The 17,698-nt window shown below is 59.2% G+C and carries 15 protein-coding genes and 1 pseudogene; 3 read left to right on the top strand and 13 right to left on the bottom strand.

All coding sequences use genetic code 11. The features are described from left to right. Positions 1–2 precede the first annotated feature (2 nt). Complete coding sequence (gene zapE, locus ACZ1GU_RS07875) at positions 3–1,109, top strand: cell division protein ZapE (protein ID WP_472647471.1); 1,107 nt, start codon at positions 3–5, stop codon at positions 1,107–1,109. Here the strand turns inward: zapE and ACZ1GU_RS07870 are convergent. The 13 genes and pseudogenes from ACZ1GU_RS07870 to ACZ1GU_RS07810 all read right to left on the bottom strand — a co-directional run bounded on the left by ACZ1GU_RS07870 (position 1,106) and on the right by ACZ1GU_RS07810 (position 16,242). Then, positions 1,106–3,004, bottom strand: a complete 1,899-nt coding sequence (locus tag ACZ1GU_RS07870; protein WP_472647470.1) for an XrtA/PEP-CTERM system amidotransferase — start codon at positions 3,002–3,004, stop codon at positions 1,106–1,108. The genes zapE and ACZ1GU_RS07870 overlap by 4 nt on opposite strands. An 11-nt stretch (positions 3,005–3,015) precedes the next feature. Further along, positions 3,016–4,053 carry an exosortase A gene (gene xrtA / locus ACZ1GU_RS07865; RefSeq protein WP_472647469.1) on the bottom strand — a complete coding sequence of 346 codons (1,038 nt, stop codon included), beginning with the start codon at positions 4,051–4,053 and terminating at the stop codon, positions 3,016–3,018. Continuing rightward, positions 4,043–5,266 carry a TIGR03087 family PEP-CTERM/XrtA system glycosyltransferase gene (locus tag ACZ1GU_RS07860; RefSeq protein WP_472647468.1) on the bottom strand — a complete coding sequence of 408 codons (1,224 nt, stop codon included), beginning with the start codon at positions 5,264–5,266 and terminating at the stop codon, positions 4,043–4,045. Before ACZ1GU_RS07860 ends, xrtA begins: the two co-directional genes overlap by 11 nt. Positions 5,267–5,276: 10 nt before the next feature. Beyond that, a complete protein-coding gene (locus ACZ1GU_RS07855; protein ID WP_472647467.1) occupies positions 5,277–6,338 on the bottom strand; it encodes a FemAB family XrtA/PEP-CTERM system-associated protein in 1,062 nt (353 codons plus the stop codon). Beyond that, on the bottom strand, positions 6,335–7,234 hold the full coding sequence (locus ACZ1GU_RS07850) for an XrtA system polysaccharide deacetylase (RefSeq protein ID WP_472647466.1): 900 nt from the start codon (positions 7,232–7,234) through the stop codon (positions 6,335–6,337). The genes ACZ1GU_RS07855 and ACZ1GU_RS07850 overlap by 4 nt, the downstream gene beginning before the upstream one ends. Continuing rightward, positions 7,235–8,386, bottom strand: coding sequence for an XrtA/PEP-CTERM system-associated ATPase (locus ACZ1GU_RS07845; protein WP_472647465.1), 1,152 nt, complete (start codon positions 8,384–8,386; stop codon positions 7,235–7,237). Next, on the bottom strand, positions 8,362–10,047 hold the full coding sequence (locus tag ACZ1GU_RS07840) for a TonB-dependent receptor (protein ID WP_472647464.1): 1,686 nt from the start codon (positions 10,045–10,047) through the stop codon (positions 8,362–8,364). The genes ACZ1GU_RS07845 and ACZ1GU_RS07840 overlap by 25 nt, the downstream gene beginning before the upstream one ends. After that, entirely contained in the window at positions 10,044–10,166 is a 123-nt protein-coding gene (locus tag ACZ1GU_RS07835; protein ID WP_472647463.1) for a hypothetical protein, read from the bottom strand. The genes ACZ1GU_RS07840 and ACZ1GU_RS07835 overlap by 4 nt, the downstream gene beginning before the upstream one ends. Positions 10,167–10,182: 16 nt before the next feature. Continuing rightward, positions 10,183–11,064 carry an AAA family ATPase gene (locus tag ACZ1GU_RS07830; protein ID WP_472647462.1) on the bottom strand — a complete coding sequence of 294 codons (882 nt, stop codon included), beginning with the start codon at positions 11,062–11,064 and terminating at the stop codon, positions 10,183–10,185. A 10-nt stretch (positions 11,065–11,074) separates the two neighbouring features. Continuing rightward, positions 11,075–12,595 carry an XrtA system polysaccharide chain length determinant gene (locus ACZ1GU_RS07825; RefSeq protein WP_472647461.1) on the bottom strand — a complete coding sequence of 507 codons (1,521 nt, stop codon included), beginning with the start codon at positions 12,593–12,595 and terminating at the stop codon, positions 11,075–11,077. A gap of 16 nt (positions 12,596–12,611) precedes the next feature. After that, positions 12,612–13,250, bottom strand: coding sequence for an XrtA/PEP-CTERM system exopolysaccharide export protein (locus tag ACZ1GU_RS07820; protein WP_472648732.1), 639 nt, complete (start codon positions 13,248–13,250; stop codon positions 12,612–12,614). A gap of 210 nt (positions 13,251–13,460) precedes the next feature. After that, a complete protein-coding gene (locus ACZ1GU_RS07815; RefSeq protein WP_472647460.1) occupies positions 13,461–14,708 on the bottom strand; it encodes a pyridoxal-dependent decarboxylase, exosortase A system-associated in 1,248 nt (415 codons plus the stop codon). Next, positions 14,705–16,242 (bottom strand): annotated as a pseudogene (locus ACZ1GU_RS07810) (acyl-CoA ligase (AMP-forming), exosortase A system-associated). The gene ACZ1GU_RS07815 and the pseudogene ACZ1GU_RS07810 overlap by 4 nt, the downstream one beginning before the upstream one ends. A 22-nt stretch (positions 16,243–16,264) precedes the next feature. On the opposite strand from ACZ1GU_RS07810, the gene ACZ1GU_RS07805 reads away from it, so the two are divergent. Then, on the top strand, positions 16,265–17,278 hold the full coding sequence (locus ACZ1GU_RS07805; RefSeq protein ID WP_472647459.1) for a GNAT family N-acetyltransferase: 1,014 nt from the start codon (positions 16,265–16,267) through the stop codon (positions 17,276–17,278). Between the two features lie 130 nt (positions 17,279–17,408). After that, entirely contained in the window at positions 17,409–17,693 is a 285-nt protein-coding gene (locus ACZ1GU_RS07800) for a phosphopantetheine-binding protein (protein WP_472648731.1), read from the top strand. Positions 17,694–17,698 lie beyond the last annotated feature (5 nt).

Genomic DNA, 17,698 nt, shown 5'->3' with positions numbered 1-17,698 from the left:
CCATGCTTGCGCGGTACGAGCGGTTGATTGCGAATGGTGAGCTAAAGCCTGATCCTGATCAGCGCCGTGCTGCGGTGCGACTCGACCAACTTCAAAAGGAGTTGGAAGCGGAGGTTCCGGGCGGTCTCCTCGGTCAGTTCTTCAGCCGCAAACCGGTTCGGCCCAAAGGAATCTACATGTGGGGCGGCGTCGGTCGAGGCAAATCGATGCTAATGGACCTTTTCCATAATCGGCTCTCGATTGATGAGAAGAAACGCGTCCACTTTCATGCCTTTATGCAACTGGTACACCAGATGATGCGCGCTTGGCGCGATGCCCATCCGGGTGATCCTATCCCGAATGTGGCGCGCGACATTGCTCAGGATGCGCGCGTCCTTGCCTTCGATGAGATGGTCGTCACCAATTCGGCTGATGCGATGATCATGAGCCGTCTCTTCACCAATTTGATCTGTGAGCAAGGGGTCACGATTGTGACCACCTCAAACCGCCCTCCCCAAGATCTTTACAAGGACGGTCTCAACCGCGAGCACTTTCTGCCATTTATCGAGCTGGTTGAGCGCGAGTTGGACGTGGTTTCGCTCAATGGCCCGATCGATTACCGGCTAGACCGGATCGGCGGAATGGACACATGGCACACGCCCTTGGGTGATGAAGCGACCGCCAAGGTGCGCGAGGCTTTCTTCCGCCTGACCGACTTTGCTCCTGAGGATGCTGAGCACGTTCCTAGCGAGGAACTGGATGTGGGCGGCGCGCGCACGATCCATGTCCCAAAATCGCTGAAAGGCGTTGGCGTTTTCAGCTTCAAGCGGCTCTGCGTCGATCCGCGCGGCGCATCAGACTACCTCGCGATCGCCCGGAATTTTCACACAGTGATCATCGTTGGCATTCCGCAAATGGGGCCAGACAAGCGCAACGAAGCGGCGCGCTTCGTCACGCTGATTGACGCGCTCTACGAGCATAAGGTCAAGCTGTTCGCGACGACCGCCGTCGAACCGGACGCACTTTACCAAGCAGGCGATGGCAGCTTTGAATTTGAGCGTACCGCAAGTCGCCTCAACGAAATGCAAAGCGATGAGTACCTTGCGCTCGGCCACGGTGCTGACGGCTAGTCGTTGATCTGCAATTGCTTAAGCGATTTTTCGAGCATCACCAGTTGCCATAGCAGCCGCGAATTGTCTGACCGTCCGGCGATGTGAGCTTCAGCGAGATCGGACAACCGCCCCCGATCAAACCATCCCGATTGCGCGATCTGTGAGGAGCTTGCGATGGTCCTAGCTTCATTTGCCAACGGACCGCGCAGCCATTGTGCAATCGGAGTCACAAAGCCCTGTTTTTGCCGGTAAAGAATGTCGTGTGGTAAATACCGCTCCATGCATTTCTTGAGCAGATACTTCCCGGTTGTACCGCGAACCCGCATTCGCTCCGGCAGGCGTGCTGCGAATTCGATCAGGCGATGGTCGAGCAGAGGTTCGCGCGCTTCTAGGCTGACTGCCATGCTTGTGCGGTCGACCTTGGTAAGGATGTCTCCCGGCAGCCAGAATTTGAGATCGGCATATTGCGCTCGGTCGAGCCCGCTCTTCGCCGGAGCGTCGCGCATAAGCACGGTGAGAGCATCTTCGGCCCGGTGTCCTTGCAATTCGCGACCAAAGCCAGAGGAATAGATGGCGGTGCGTTGATCCGGTGTGTTGACCGATAGACCACGAGCATAGCCCTCCTCCCCACTATCGGCGAGCGCGAGCAAGGTTGCCTTGGCCCGCAAGGGTCGCGGTGCCCAATCGGCTTTGGGCCAGATGCTACCCAAGGCTCCGAACACCGATTGCCGCAAACCCGATGGCAATATCGAACGCAGCCGCTCTTCATGGTGGTGAAACACTTGCCGGCGATACCCCGCAAAGGCCTCATCAGCGCCGTCACCTGAGAGTGCGACCGTCACCTGCTCGCGAGCCAATTGGCACACGCGCCATGTCGGCAGCGCAGAGGCATCGGCGAACGGCTCATCGAACATACATGCGAGCTGATCAATCGCGGCGAAGTCGTCCTGACCGACAGTGCGAGCCGTGTGGTTGGTGCCGAACTTGTCCGCGACTTGCTGCGCGTAACTGGTCTCGTCGAGTGCCTCGACATCGAAACCAATCGAGCAAGTGCGCACCGGCTCAGCGCTCGTCTCGCTCATCAGCGCAACGACGCTCGAGGAGTCAACACCGCCTGACAGAAACGCCCCGAGCGGCACGTCAGCCACCATCCGTGATTGCACGGCCTCTCGCATCAGGTGCACCAGCTGCGCCGAAAGATCAGCCTCTTTGCCCTTCTCACGCTCAGCAAAACTGATTTCCCACCATTTCTTCGGGGGGCTCAACGGCTTGCCATGTTCGAGCAACAAGAAGTGACCGACCGGTAGCTTTTCTACCCCGACAAGGATCGAGGTGTGATCCGGCACATAGCCCCAGGCGAGGTAATCATCGAGCGCTTGCGGGTTGAGCCGTCGCCGGAGCAATGGGTGCGCGAGTAGACCCTTCAGCTCGGAGGCAAATGCCAAGCTGCCATCGCTCAGACGTGACAGGAAAAGCGGCTTTACGCCCAGTCGGTCCCGCGCGATGAACAAGCTGCGTTGGTCAAGATCGTAGATTGCAAACACGAACATGCCGTCGAGCCGCTTGAGGCAATCGACGCCCCAGCGCTGCCACGCGGCGAGGATCACCTCGGTGTCCCCGCTGGTTTTGAATTGTGCGCCAACTTTTTCCAGTTCGCGGCGCAATTCGCGGTAATTATAGATCTCACCGTTAAAGCTGATGACCGCGCGGCCATCGACACTTTGCATCGGTTGCGGAGAGCCTTCCAGATCGATGATCGAAAGACGGCGATGGCCTAGACCGATGCCAGGCGCGGTCCACACGCCCGAGCCATCCGGCCCGCGATGGACCAGTGCATCGCACATCCGCTCGACCCGCACAGGATCGACCGGCTTCGGCGTCTCAGCATGAAAAATTCCAGCGATCCCGCACATGGGGTCTGCGCCTAACCGATTGTTTGCGCGATGGCGACAGGCGGAATGAGAGCGGCGGCAATTCCCGCGAAAGTTGCGAGTGCGATGACGCCGATCAAGACCGTCTGACCAGACGCCTGCTTCATCCGTCCCAACCAGGCCATGGTGTCCAACTCTGCCGGAGTGAAGCCTGCATCTTCCGGCTCGCGCTCAAAGAATTTCCACGCTGCGGCGAGCACGATAAAAAGCACCAGCGCAAAGAATATCCAGCCATAAAAAATGTGATCGAACCCGGCAGCGAACTCAACACCCTGGCTCTGCGCAATGTAGATTGTGCCCCACGCGCGGATCCCGTTGGCGATGATCGGGACAATGATCGCGGCCGCCATGAAGGCGGCTCTCCGCGCCCACGAATTGAACTGGGTGAAGCAAACGAGCACAGCAAGCGTCACCATCGCGATCAGGAACTTCACGCCAGAACAGGCCTCTGCGACGATGAACAGGCCAACCGGCGTGTCGATTTTGATGCCATCAATCTGTGCAGGGATGCCGCTCCACCGGGTTAGTGTGATGGCAATGTCTGCGGTGATCATTTGTAGCGGTGGAATTATCTCGTCGCCGAACGGCACGAGAAAACAGGCCATGCCCAGCGGCAAGAGTAGCAACATGGCGATGCGCGGGCCGAGCAAAGCTATGATCGTCGCTTGTAGCGCAGCGACTGCGCCAGCGTGTGCGAATAGGTTGATCCCTGTTGCGCGGCCAAGGGTCCACAGGGCGAGCGATCCGGTGACGAGGAGCAACCCCGGAAGCCAGGCTGCCGGCTGTTCCTGCACCAGAACATCGCGCTTCATCCACACTAGCCATCCGATAACGGCGGGGACGAGCAGAATGTGGCTGTATGTGTCGATATTCCACCATTGGTGCAACATCTCGCCCCACTCGCGGTGGGTCAGCACGAACAGCGAGACGACAGCCAAAAAGAGCATCGCGAGCGGGCGTTGCCAAGCGTTGGGGATCGCGTCGACAAAGCTGCTTTGCCGCCAGTCTTGGGACAATTCCTCAGGCGGCATTGCGCGCGTCCTGTTGTTGGCCGGTCAGATTTGCGAGCGGTGCAAGCATCGCGTCCCAACCATGATGGTCGAGCACAAATTGCCGTGCTGCGCTGCCGAGTTCAAACGCGGCATCACGATCAGACAGCAACTCGCATGCGCGCTTCGCCATGGCTTCGCCGTCGGCCTTTTCGAGCAACCAATGCTCGCCGTCTTTGGCAGCGATTCCGGTTGCAGCATCCGGCGTGAGCATAACCGGCTTGGCCATCGCCATCGCTTCGAGCACTTTGTTCTGCACGCCGCGCGCGATCAATAGCGGCGCAAGCACGATGTCGGCGCTGGCGATAAAGGGCCGGACATCAGGGACTTCACCCCAGACTTTGACGCCCGGAACGCTAGCGAGCTCCATGACCTTGGCAGTAGGATTTCGCCCAACGATATGAAATTGCGCGTTCGGATGTGTCGCGCGGATGGCAGGCATGAAATGCTCGACGACCCATTGGCATGCCTGCTCATTCGGGCGGTAATCCATCTGCCCCGTAAAAACGAAATGTGGGACGGTTTTTGGTGAAAGCTCTGTGTGTGCACTGACTCTTGACGGGTCGAAGAACGCAGCGTCAATACCGTTGCCGATAACCTGTACATTGGGGCGCGATGCATCGGTCAGACGGCTGCGAAACAGCTTTGCTTCGTTTTCGCTGATCAAGATCGTCGCGTCTGCGCGATGAGCCAACCGCTCTTCCTCAGCAGCGAGCAAATGCGCTTCGCGGGCGTTGAGCCAAACCCTTTCGCCCGCCTCTGCATAGCTCTCAAACTTGGCGCTATCGACGTCGCAAAGGTCGATGATCACGCGGCCCGCAAAATCTTCAGGAACATATTGCCCCATCTGGCCGGAGAAGACCACGATGGTGTCAACAGGACGCTGCTCGCATGTTTTCCGAACCCAGCCTTGCAGGCGCTTGGAATGAAACGCTGTCAGGCTCACCGGCTTGCCGCTCAGCACGGCCTCCACTCCCGCCAATGGCAGGGGCTTGGCTCGGTTGGGCACGCAATGGCTTTCAGCAATCGCTTTGATCTCACTGATAGCCGCGCGGTCCTCTGCATTCTCGCTAAAACAACCGACATGCACTGGTGCGAACTCGGCCATTTTCTTGAGCAGATGCGCGCTGCGGATCTTGTCCCCGCGATTGGGCGGAAACGGAACGCGGTGCGCAAGGAAAAGGATATCGCCCATTGCCCGTGCCTTACGCCAGCCCGCGCGCAATCCACGGCCCGATCATGTTGGCGAGCGGCAGCGGTAGCTTCTTCCAAAGCTCGATTTTGCGCGAATAGGCAGCGCTCGTGGGGTCAATATCGCGTGCTTTTTCGCGATCGGCGGACCATTTCGCATAGGTAAGAGGTTCGGGCTCAAAGCCCCAATTCTTTTTGAAGTTGAAAGGTCCGCTTTCAGTCTTTGAGCGACCAAAGTCAAAACGGGTCATGCCCCGTTCGCGAGCGTGACACATCAGCTTGTAATACATCAGCTCGTTGGCGCGCAGATTGCGGGCCGCAAATACGCCCCCGCCCCAAAACGGCATCACCGCACCATCGTGGAAGAACGACAGCACGCTTGAAATCGGCGTATCGCCCTCGAACACGGTCAGAATATCGCTGCTGTCAGCAAACGCATCGAGCATTGCAGTGAACAGCGATTTCGGGAAAACCGGTGTGCCCAAATTGCGCACGCTCTCGCTGTAGACCGCGTAGTGCGCGGCGATGTCGTCTTGAGAACGGCCAATCCGCACTTGCAGATCGTTTTTCAGACCCTTGCGAACTTCGGCGCGGGCCTTGCGAGGGATCAATAGCAATTGTCCTTCGTCATCCTCTGCGAGCGGCGCGACGAAGCCAGCGTGCTTATCGGAGATTTCTTCCCAGCCCGTCGGGACCGGACCACCGCGAAGCTCAATCGTGCTGATCGAGTGGCGGATTGCTTCCGCTTGTGCCGCCCCTGCCAAGTGAGCTGCCGCGCGGTCATTGGCGGCAAGAATGCCTCCCCCAACGCCGAAACCGCTCGAAACCAAGGCGCTGCCGAACAAGGGCGAGCGCACTTCGGTCAGCGGGAGCCAACCGCACATCACGCCCATTTGTTCAGCGATCAGCCCGCGCGCTTTTTGACCTGTGCCAGCCTCGACGGCGCAAAGCCATGAAGGGAGATGGAACAATTCTCCCTTCTGCTCTCGCACAAAACCCTCAATGCGCTGCAATTCGCTTGCATCGCTCAAACTGGCTTCGCGGACAGCAATCTGTGGCTTTACCTGCGCATTCATGGGGACAGCGTGACCGCCTTGGCGGCTTCCCGGTGCGCGATCATGTCCATCCGGCCCCAACGGAATTCGTGAACCAGATCAGCGAGCTTGCCCGCCATCTTGTCGAGATTGGTGTAGTGCCGCAGCTTAGACCGCATCGGCGCATTGCCAACGCGCGGCTGATCGGGATCAATTTCCCAAGGATGGAAATAGAACACCGCAGGGCGCTGTTCGCGCCGGTTCACTTGGCGAATGGCCCAGCGTGAAAAGGCATAGGGCAGAACGCGGAAGAACCCGCCCCCGCCCGCTGCAACGCGCTTTCCACCAAGGATTGCGGTGGTCACTGGTATCTCGATGAGATCGGACCAAGCGATTGGCTTAAATGCGAAGCGCGGAGCCTCCGGCCAGCCGTAATGGTCATGCGCAATCGGCGCGACGCTGGACGAATAGGCATAGCCTTGCTCGGCCAGCTCCATGAAAGCCCACGGCGTGCGTTGGTCGATGGAGAAACTCGGCGCGCGGTATCCGGTCACTTCTGTGCCAGAGCAATCTTGCAGGATATCCCGCGCAAGTTTGATATCCTTGCCAAAATCCTCGCGGGTGAAGGTGTAGACCCGCGCATGGTCATAGCCGTGGCTGGCGATTTCATGGCCAGCATCAGCGATGCGGCGGATCATCGCAGGGTGACGTTTGGCGACCCAACCCAGCGTGAAGAAAGTGCCTTTTACATCGGCTTCGGCAAACAGATCGAGAATGCGATCAATGTTGCTTTCGACACGAGTTTTGATTCCGTCCCATTCGCCGCGTTCGATCACATCTTCGAATGCGCCGACCTGAAACCAGTCTTCGACATCGACCGAGAGGCCGTTGACGATCCGTGTTTTGGTCGCCTCGGAAAAGTCAGGCGCGACATTCATTTAGGCGGCCTCGCGCGATGCGTCTTCCTCGAGCCATTCGATCAGCATGCCGACCACATGGCGGAAGGATTGCTCCTGCTCTTCGAGCCGTGCTTCGAGACGGCTGATGGCTTCGCTGACTTCGCCGTCCATCTGCAGGGGTTCACCGCTTGCACCGGCGGCCTGAAGTTCATTGATCGCCGCTTCGAGCTCGGTCGTGCGCGCATCGCGCTGAGCCAGTAACGCTGCCACTTCTTCTGCGGGAACAGATCCGATTGACTGGTCTGGAGCGGCTTCTGCAACGGCAGCGGTTGGTGCCGCGGCAAGCGATTGCGGCGCGTCCAGGCGAGCTCCTTTGTCGGTATCGGCGAGCATTTCTTCGCACACCGAAGCGACCATTGCGGGCGTCAATTCGCTCTGCTCTTCAATCGCGCCGAGGAGCAACATGCGGTTCATGACCTGATTGACGCGGCGCGGAATGCCGCCAGTCGTTTCGTAGACCGCAGCAAGTGTCTCGGGCGTGATTGCGGGATTGCCCTGCCATCCAACATGATCGAGCCGGTGCGCAATATAGGCTTCGACTTCGCCTTCATCGAGCGCTTCGAGGTGATGTGAAGCGATCACGCGCTGGCGCAATTGATCAAGGTCGGCATGCTTGGCGACAGTGCGGCGAAACTCTGGCTGACCGAGCAAGAGGCCTTGCAGCAATGGGTGCGAGCCGAGCTGGAAGTTCGACAGCATCCGCAGCTCTTCGAGCGCGGCAATTCCGAGGTTCTGGCACTCGTCGACCACCAACAAGCAGCGCCGCCCGGCGCGCGCCTCGTCTTGCAGGAAGGCCTCGATGGCGCCCAAAGCGCCCGCTTTGTCGCGGCCCTCGACTTCAAGACCAAAACTTTGCGCGACAACATGGATCAACTCATCACCGTCAAGCGCGCTGGTGACGACGTGGCCGACAGTCAGCGCATCGCGGTCGATCTGCTGCATCAAATGCGCAACGAGCGTCGATTTACCAGCGCCCACCTCACCGGTAATGATGATGAAGCCCTCACCCTGGCTTAAGCCATAGCCGAGGTAAGACAGTGCCTTTTTGTGGCTGGCGCTCTCGAAATAGAAATCCGGATCAGGTGTCAGCTGAAACGGGCGAGAGGTTAAGCCGTAAAATTCTTCGTACATCGTCTGGTGCTTTCCCGATCAGAAATCGTAACGCAGGCCGAACAAGGCGGTGGCAAAGGCAAAGTCATCGGTACCGACAGGTCGGAGTCGAGATAATCGACTGCGAGCGCTGCACGAGCAGAGAGATTGCCTGCAATGGTTTGGTTGTAGGCGGCTGAGGCTCCATATGCGGTCACGCCGTTCGAGCCGATATCGCTGCTGCTATCGAACCAATTGACATAGGCATTGGTCGAAAGGCTGGCGTTGTCGCCGATCGCGCGGGTGAGCGCGCCCTGGATGTAGTAAGTCTCATCCACCAGACCATCGGCTGCGGCGAGCACAGTGCCCGGCGCTGCGATGAACTTGCGGCGATCATACCCGGCGGCAATGGCTGCGTTCAGACGGCCAATACGGCGCTGATAGCTGGCTTGCACGCCGCGACCCCGAAAGGCTGCCGAACGTACAGAGCCGAGCACGCTGACGCAGTTTGCACCGGTGTCTCCACCGACACAGCCGCCAAAATCGCCGCTCACCGCGTTGCGCACCGCACCGAATTCAGTCGGTATCGCTGCGAGCGAATTGGTGAGCGTTCCGCCAAAGCCGCTCACCGAGTCATAAACCGACAGGTTCAATTGGCTGCGGCTATTCGGAACATAGGTAAAGTTGCCGTAGTAAGTGGTCGAATCGTAACGACGACCGACTGTTGCGGCCAATGAAGTGCGGCTGCTGGGCCGCCACAAGACACCGACATCCCAGATGAACCCGTCAATATCGAAAGCGAGTTGGCGCGGCGCGCTGGTGTCGGTCACCAGACGGCCATTGTCGCCGATCACCGGATCACCGTTGACATCGCGCAGTGCGTCGCGGCTCGATACCTCGACATCCTCGTATCCCGCGCCCGCAATGACTGCGAGCGATGAGGTGACCGGAATGGTCACATCGCCGCGCACGTAAGTGTCACGCACACGTTGATCGAGGTTGGAAATATCTTCCTGATAATAGCCACCACCGACGCCAATGCCGACCGGCAGAGGTTCGCCGGGATTAGTCGATGCGCGTGCCTGAGCATTATAAGTGACGCTGTCGTCAAACACGTCGACGACATCGCCAGCGGGGTTCACAATCGCGTTGTTCGCTTCGATGCGGGTGTAGCCGACCCGCGCCGAGGCGGTCAGGTCGACGTCGCCTTGGCGGGTTGCCAGTGTTGGTCCGGCATAAGCACTGTAAATCTGGCTTTCGGCGTCATCGCGCACCAGCGGGTTGCTGGTTGTGCCGCCGCTGCCGTCGATCCGCGTGCGGCTTGCCAAAGCGCCCGCTTCCAGCGTCAGCGCGCGCGGGATGACCGAAAGGTAACCGCGAGCGATGCCGCTGATCGTGTCGGAATCGAGGTTGTCGTCTTCGTAGCCGATGTTGCGTTCATAACGCAGCGACAACGAACCGCCCGAATTGCGACCAGCAGCTGCAATATCGACCCCGGCTGCAACCTGCGTGTACGTGAGCACGTCGTCGCCCGGCGTAATCTCCGCTGAAACAATTTGCGACACCTCGATATAGGGCTGCACAGTCGTGCGCGGGCCTTCGGGTTCCGCGCTGCCCTCCCCGTTATCCTGCGCATGCGCCGGTGCAACAGCGACAATCGCTGCCATCCCGACGAGCAAAGCTGCCCTCACTAGCTTGATCACGTCCATTCCTCCTGCGCGCCATAGTCACCGAACTGGCGACCTGACGGGCTGAATTGCGCGGCATTGAGCAACAGCTTGATATCGGCACAGGCCGACAGCAGCTGTTTTGCATCTTCCAATGCAGCGCGACTTGTTTCATCTGCACGCGCGACCAGCAGAACCTGGCCAACATGCGCTGCCAGCTCTAGCCGCTGCAGAGGCAGCAAGCGCGGGCGGCGTATCAAAAATGACAATGCGGTTTGGCGCACCTTGGGTGAGCCGCTTCAAAAGCTCTGCGGTGCGGGCGCTGGCAAGATATTCGGACGCGCGCGATGTTTGCGTACCTGCAGGCAGCACAAACAGATTGTCGATGTCGGTGCGGATCGCGAGCCGTTCCGGGTCAAGCGCCGGATCAGCAAGGGCGTCCATCAACCCTTGGTCGGTTTCCATGCCGAGGCGGCGGGCGACGCTGGGCTTCATCACGTCTGCGTCGACAAGCAAAACTTCGAGATCGCGCTCTGCAGCCAGAGCGATGGCTAGGTTCAGCGCGCAATAGGTCTTGCCTTCGCCCGGATGCGGGGAGGACACGAGGATTTGCCGCGATTTGGCAGACCCGCCTGCGCGTGCGTCAGCCAGAAGCTCGCGCTTTACGATGCGAAATTCTTCTAGCAGCGCTGTGACCGGACGCTCAGGCACGATCAGTCCGGCATCATGCATGATGTCGCGGTCGATCTGCTGCTCGCTGCCACCCAAAGGGATGACTGGCGCAGCTGGTGCGCTTGGTGCAGGTTTTGGAGCGCTCGGCGTTGGTTGGGCTGGCGTGGGCGAAGCGACAGGAGCCTGCGTCGGCGCTTCGGCCTGCACGGGTGCTTTGCGCGATTGGCGTGGGACGCGCTTTTCAACCTCAGGCAACTTGATCGGCTTTTTCGCCGGAGCGAGCGCGTTGAGGCCATAGGCATCGCTGGCGCGTTCAAACAGTGAGGAATTGCTTCCCACTTTGCTTGCGCCTTCGCGTGAAATTTTGCGGTGTTCAGTCATTGCAAACCCCTCACGCGACCGTGCTGACAGTGATGAATTCGATCACCACGAGAATGATAAAGACCGCGAACAGACCGGCTGTAGCGCCCGCGAATTGCTTCATGCGCTTGGCGCGAACCTTCTTCGCCGCGTCGGAAATGGTCATCGAAATTGAGCCCACGACCGGCAGATCGAGCGAGCGTTCGAGTTTCTGCGGAGTGGCGAAGGTCGAGCGCAACTGGCTGAGCGCGTATGCGACCCCCGCCCCAGCGGCGAGACCTACAAACAACACACCAAGCAGCAGCAGCGGACGGTTCGGCGCCGCTGGGCCTTGCGGCACAACCGGCGGATCGATCAGCTGGAATTTGAATTGGCTCGACTTGTCTTCGACATTGCCGCGCGTGCGGATTGCCTCGCGGTTGCGGAGCAGATCTTCGTAATTCTTCTGCAAAACCTCGTAGTCGCGGCTGATGCGGTTGGCTTCGGCTGCGACTTCAGGTTCGGCCGCCCGACTGCCCATCAGCGAAGCGATATCAGCGTTAAGCGCCGCGCGGCGGGCTTGCAGCGATTCAACGCTGGCCTGACGGTCAGCCCGGATCGAAACGAGCGAGGTATAGGCCGGATTTGGCGTGCCTGATACATCGCCCGGACCTTGTGCAGCCACCTGACGGCTCAGGATTTCAACCTGACGCGTGGTCGACTTGATATCGGGGTGTTCGGCGGTCAGTCCACGAGAGCGCAGTTCGGCAAGCTGGGCTTGAGCCTGAGCCAGCGCAGCACGAGGGCCGCCGCTGTCTGGCGTTGCAATCGTGCGCGGTGTTCCGGCAAGCTGCCCGTTGATCGCAGCAAGCGCGCTTTGCGCCGCTGCCAGATCAGCGTCGATACCGCGCAGTTCGGTGCGAGCTTGCTGGATGCGTGTCGTCAATGTGGTTGAGCCGCCGACCAGATCAGGATGCTGCGCTTCGAAAGCGAGGCGGCGCTGTTCAGCCGCTTCCAGCTCGCGCTTGCGCTCTTCAAGCTGCTTGTCGAGTTCAGCAAGCGCTTCAGAGACTTCGACCCGGCTGCCTGCAACGTGTTCTTCGCGCAGGATATCGATCAACTTCTGAACGACATCGCGAGCGAGCACGGCGTTTTCAGCATCGGAAAGGTCGCCCTTGCCCACCTCGGCGGTGATTTCGAACAGATTATCTTGCTCGCTGCGAACGGTGACCTTCTTGTCGAGATCGGCAATCGCGCTCTCCAGCTGCGAGCGCTCGGTTATTTCTTCGCCAAGGCGTGTGGCCTGAACGACTTTCTCCAAATTGACCGAGCTTGCGAGGGTCTGGCGGACGCGCATGATTTCCTGACGGCCATCACCGGCAATACCCAATTGCTGCGAAAGCACATCGTCGACATCGACATAGATGCGCGCCTTTGCTTCGTAGGAATTGGGGATCATCGCCACGATCAGCCAGCCCAGAAGGCAAACGCCCCAGGCCACAGCCAGCGCCAGCCAGCGCCGGTGCCAAACCGCGTAGAGCGCCGTGCGCAGCTCTTCGAAAATCTCGTTCATGCCCCGCGCAGCCCTCTTAGAACGTGCTTTCAGGGATGATGATCACATCACCCGGTTTCAGGGTCACGTTCGCCTTGCTGTCGCCCTTCTTGAGCAAGTCTTTGAGGCGCAGGCGGTATTCCACCTGCTCGCCGCTCTCGCGATCTAGACGGATCAGCTTGGCGCGGTTGCCAGCGGCAAATTCACTCAGACCGCCGACGGCGATCATCGCGTCGAGCACGGTCATGTTAGCCCGGTACGGCAGTGAAGCAGGTTGTTCGGTTGAACCGACGATCCGCACCTGCTGGTTAAACGTGCCAGAGAATTCATTGACGATAACTGAGACAATCGGCTGCTCGATATATTGCGCCAACTGGTCGCGAATATCGTCTTGCAGCTTGGTCGCTGTTTTACCCACAGCGGGCATGTCACGCACCAGCGGAATGGTGATCCGTCCATCTGGACGAACCTGAATGTCCTCAGCGCTGAGTTCCGGATTGCGCCATACGTGAATGGTGATCTGGTCGAGCGGACCGATCACGTATTCTTCGCTCGGCCCTTCCTCAGTCGTGGCAAAGGACGCTGGCGGCAATTCCTGGCCTGCACCACCGCAACCGGTGATCAGCAGGAGGGCAACAGCAGAACCCACGAAACGGGAAAGCGAAACAGACTTCAACATTTAAGCGTATCCTTGACCTAGGTCTCGCTTGATCCGGCTTCAGCATCAGGAGCGACCTGACGCACCGGAGCGCGCGAATGACCCGTTCTCTCTCGCTTAAATTGGTGAACATTGTGTTAGGAATAACCTGCGATTTGGGCCGCTATCCCGATTTGAGACAGCGGCTTTCCAAACCCTAAACACGCAAAATTGCGTAGGTTTTAACCCTTAGGCAAGGATTTCCGCCGCTGGACCGTGTCCGAGGAAGCCAGACGGGCTTGCTGTGGCCCCATAGGCACCCGCACAAAAGACTGCGACAAGATCGCCCACTTCGGCTTTCGGGAACGCCGCATTGTCCGCCAAACGGTCCAACGGAGTGCACAAACAGCCCACGACATTGGCAATATCGTTAGCTGATTCGGTGTAACGGTTGGCGATAGCGACCGGGTAATTGCGGCGCACGACAGTGCCGAAATTGCCGGATGCGGCGAGCTGGTGGTGCAACCCGCCATCTGTAACGAGATAGGTTGTGCCGTGGCTAACTTTGCGATCGACGATGCGGGTGAGATACACCCCTGCCTCTCCGACGAGAAAGCGCCCGAGTTCGAGGCATAGTTCGGTGCCTTGAAGCTCTGCGGGGAGATTGCTCGTCATCTTGGCCAGCGCCGACCCGATCGATGCTAGGTCAAGCGGCTCATCGCCGGGGAAATAGGGTATGCCAAACCCGCCGCCCATATTGAGCTTTGGCAGGTTATGACCAATTGATGCGGCTAATTCCGCAGCCAATTTCAGCACGTTGCCTTGTGTTTCTATAATCGCTTCCGCGCTTAACGCCTGACTGCCGGTGAAGATGTGAAGCCCGCGCCACTCTGCGCCTTTGGCAATGATGTCGCGCGCAAGATCGGGCACGCGCGCTGCATCAACGCCGAACTGCTTTGCGCCCCCGCCCATCTTCATGCCCGAGCCCTTCATCTCGAAGTCTGGGTTCACGCGGATAGCAATACGAGGGGCCTGGCCGATGCGCTGACCGATGTCGAGCGCTCGCGCAGCTTCACCTTCGGACTCGCAATTCAGAGTGACGCCAGCGGCGATGGCCGCTTCCAGTTCTTCATCGCGCTTGCCCGGTCCTGCAAAGCTCACTTTGGCCGGGTCAATCCCGGCAGCGTTGGTGATCTCCAACTCACCCGCAGAGGCGATGTCGAACCCGTCGACCTGCCCAGCCATATGGCCGACCACTGGGAGATAGGGGTTGGCCTTTACGGCATAGTTGAGGCCGATGCGCTGCGGCAAAGCAGCCCGCAGCTCCGCCACTCGGGCATCGAGACGCGAGCGCGAATAGACGAACACCGGCGTTTTCCCGGCCACTTCAGCCCAATGACTCGCAGACTTACCCGCGATTGCAAGTTCGCCATCAACCGCCTCAAAACCTGCTGGAATGGGGCCCAGCGCCTTTACCTTAGGTGATTTGCCACTCACTGCGAAAGCTCCCCAAGCAAGGCGGTCCGATCAATCTTTCCGTTGGGGTTGAGCGGCATGGCTTGGCGCCAGTGTATCTCCGCAGGCTGCATGAAGTTGGGCAAATCCTTTTTGAGAGCTTTGGCAAGGGCCTTGCGCGCCTCTTCACTGTCGCTTCCGCGCACTACGAGATGCACCGCATGGCCCAAGCGTTCGTCGGGGATGCCCAAAGCGACCGCCTCGATCACCAGATCGGTCTCAATTGCGGCCTCTTCCACCTCGGCAGGGCTGATCCGATTGCCCGCGCTTTTGATCATCGCATCGCGCCTCCCGACGAAATAGAGCAAACCGCTCTCCTCGAAGCGCACGCGGTCGCCCGACCACACGGTACCGTTCCGCCATAATCCGACCACGCAGGCGCAGGCTTGAAGCGGACAGAAGTCCGCTCGGGATCTTGCCAGTATCCTTGCGCCACCAGCGGTCCGCAATGGACCAACTCGCCCTCTTCGCCCGGCGCAGCAATCTCGCCAGCATCGTTGATCACAAGAATCTCGGCAAACGGGATAGCTTTGCCCATTGATGTGGGATGCTCGTCGACCAAGAGTGGATCGAGATAGGTTGATCGAAAAGCCTCGGTCAGTCCGTACATCGGATAGAGGTCTGCCGCAGGAGATATCCGGCGTAAATCCCTGACCAAATCCGTGGTCAGCGCTCCGCCGCTATTGGTCATCCGCCGCATTGGTCGGACCGCCTCTTCCGGCCAATCCAGCTCGGTCAATTGCACCCATAGCGGCGGAACCGCCGCCAAAGTCGTGACCTGATGCTTGGCGCAGGCTTTCACGACATCTTTGGGGAACAGATAATCGAGCGGCACCACTGCCCCGCCCGCATACCAGGTCGAAAGCAGCTGATTCTGCCCATAATCGAAGCTGAGCGGCAGCACCGCCAGCGTCACATCATCCTCCGCCAATTCGAGATAATGCGCCACACTGACCGCGCCGAGCCAGAGATTGGCATGGCTGAGCATCACGCCCTTGGGCCTGCCGGTCGATCCGCTGGTGTAGAGAATAGCGGTAAGGTCATCGGGTTCGGCGTCCGAGGGGCCAAGCTCATCTGATTGTTCAAAGGCCCGTTCAAGCGCCTCGTTTTCCTCTATAACTACCAAACCGTCAGGCAAGTCGGCCTCTTCCAGAGACCCAATCCGCGCTTTTGTCGCGATCAGCATCGCTGCACCGCTATCGGAGAGGATATGCTTGGCCTGTGCACGCTTGAGCAGCGGATTGATCGGCACGTGAACCAGGCCCGCCCGCGCCGCCGCCAGCGGCATTAAGCACGTGAGTTCGCCTTTGGCGGCCCAAGTCGCCACCCTCGCGCCCTTTTCTGGCACTTCGTTCGCTAGCCACGCGGCCAACTGAGAGACACGCTGTCTTAACTCCTGATGGTTAAGCACGCGGTCACGAAGGATCAGCGCCAGCCGCTCTCCATGACCCAGCGCCACACCGCGTTCGGCGATGTGATCGAGGGGAAATGGGGAAGGATCGGGTTGATTAGGCATGAGTTTGTAAGGGTATTCTCGCGTGATCGAGTTCCAGTATCACGATAGCGTTAACGTCTTGCGTGACCTGTGTCATCACGATCAGCGTGGCCGTGCCCAATCGCCTTTCGACCGCGCGGATTGGTATGAATTGCTGGTCGCGACAGGCCTTACACCTCTCATCGCGATTGCGGGCGAGGCGAATGATGCGGCGGCGTTGGCGTTGACTGAGCAGAACGGGCACATCACGCCACTGCGCAATTGGTATAGCTTCACCTGGCGCCAAATGGCTCCCGAAGGGGATCTCGGTGATCGGTTGCTGGTGGAAATCGCCCGACAATTGAAATCACGGGGGTTCAGGGTGACCCTCGAACCCGTGCCCGCGGAAGACGGATCAGCTACGCGGTTGGCGTACGCTTTCGAGCAAGCCGGTTGGAAAGTCGCGGTCGAACCCTGCGACATCAACCACGTTCTGCGTGTGAACGACCGCAGCTTTGCCGACTATTGGGCGTCGCGACCCGGACGGATGCGCACCACGCTCAAACGCAAAGGCAAGAAAGTACGCGTCGATGTGCTCGATCGCTTTGATGAGGCTGCGTGGGCCAATTATGAGCGAATTTATGCCGAGAGCTGGAAGCCTGCCGAGGATCAACCGGCGATGCTGAGCGAATTTGCGCGTGCCGAAAGTGAAGCCGGGCGTTTGAGGCTGGGCTTGGCGTATGAAGGTGAAGTCGCCGTGGCTGCGCAATGCTGGACGGTCGAGAATGGCTGCGCCTACATCCACAAGCTAGCGCATCTTGAAAGCCACAAGCAGCTCTCTGCCGGAACAACGCTCAGCGCGGCTCTGTTCGAGCATGTGATCGACCGCGATAAGGTATCCCTGATCGATTTCGGCACAGGCGATCAGCCTTACAAAGTCGACTGGATGGAAGAGACCCGCTTGCGTTATAGGATCGACTGCCTCGATCCGTCACAGCCGCGTGCGTGGCCTGCCCTAGTCAAAAGGACCGTTCGCGGCGTGACCCAAAAACTTGCGCCTTCTCGAACGCAAAGCTAAGGCGAGCGCCCATTCGAGCGCGGGCGAAAAATACGCTCTGCAACGGGGAAACGAGGGATCGATGTCCACCAATCAAGCGACCGATACGACATCGCAAACGTCAGATTGTTCTGCCGAGCAAAGCGCGGACGTGACGGTTTCTGACGAGCAAGACAATCCGGCGGTCGACGCGGTCCTAAAGGCGATCATTTCCGACGTGCTTGGCATCGACAATGATCAGGTGTCCGAATTCGATGCTGACACTGGACTGTTTGGTCACTTGCCAGAACTGGATTCGATGGCGGTCGCGGGACTGCTCACAGAGATGGAAGATCGGCTCGATATCATCATCGAGGATGACGACGTCGATGGCGAAATGCTTGAAACCTATGGCGTATTGCTTGATTTTGCCGTTGCGAAGGTGAATGAGGGCTAAGCCAT

This window comes from Erythrobacter sp. HA7-11 (assembly GCF_055693605.1).
The sequence above is the reverse complement of the archived record's forward strand: the minus strand, read 5'-3'. Positions and strand labels throughout refer to the sequence as shown.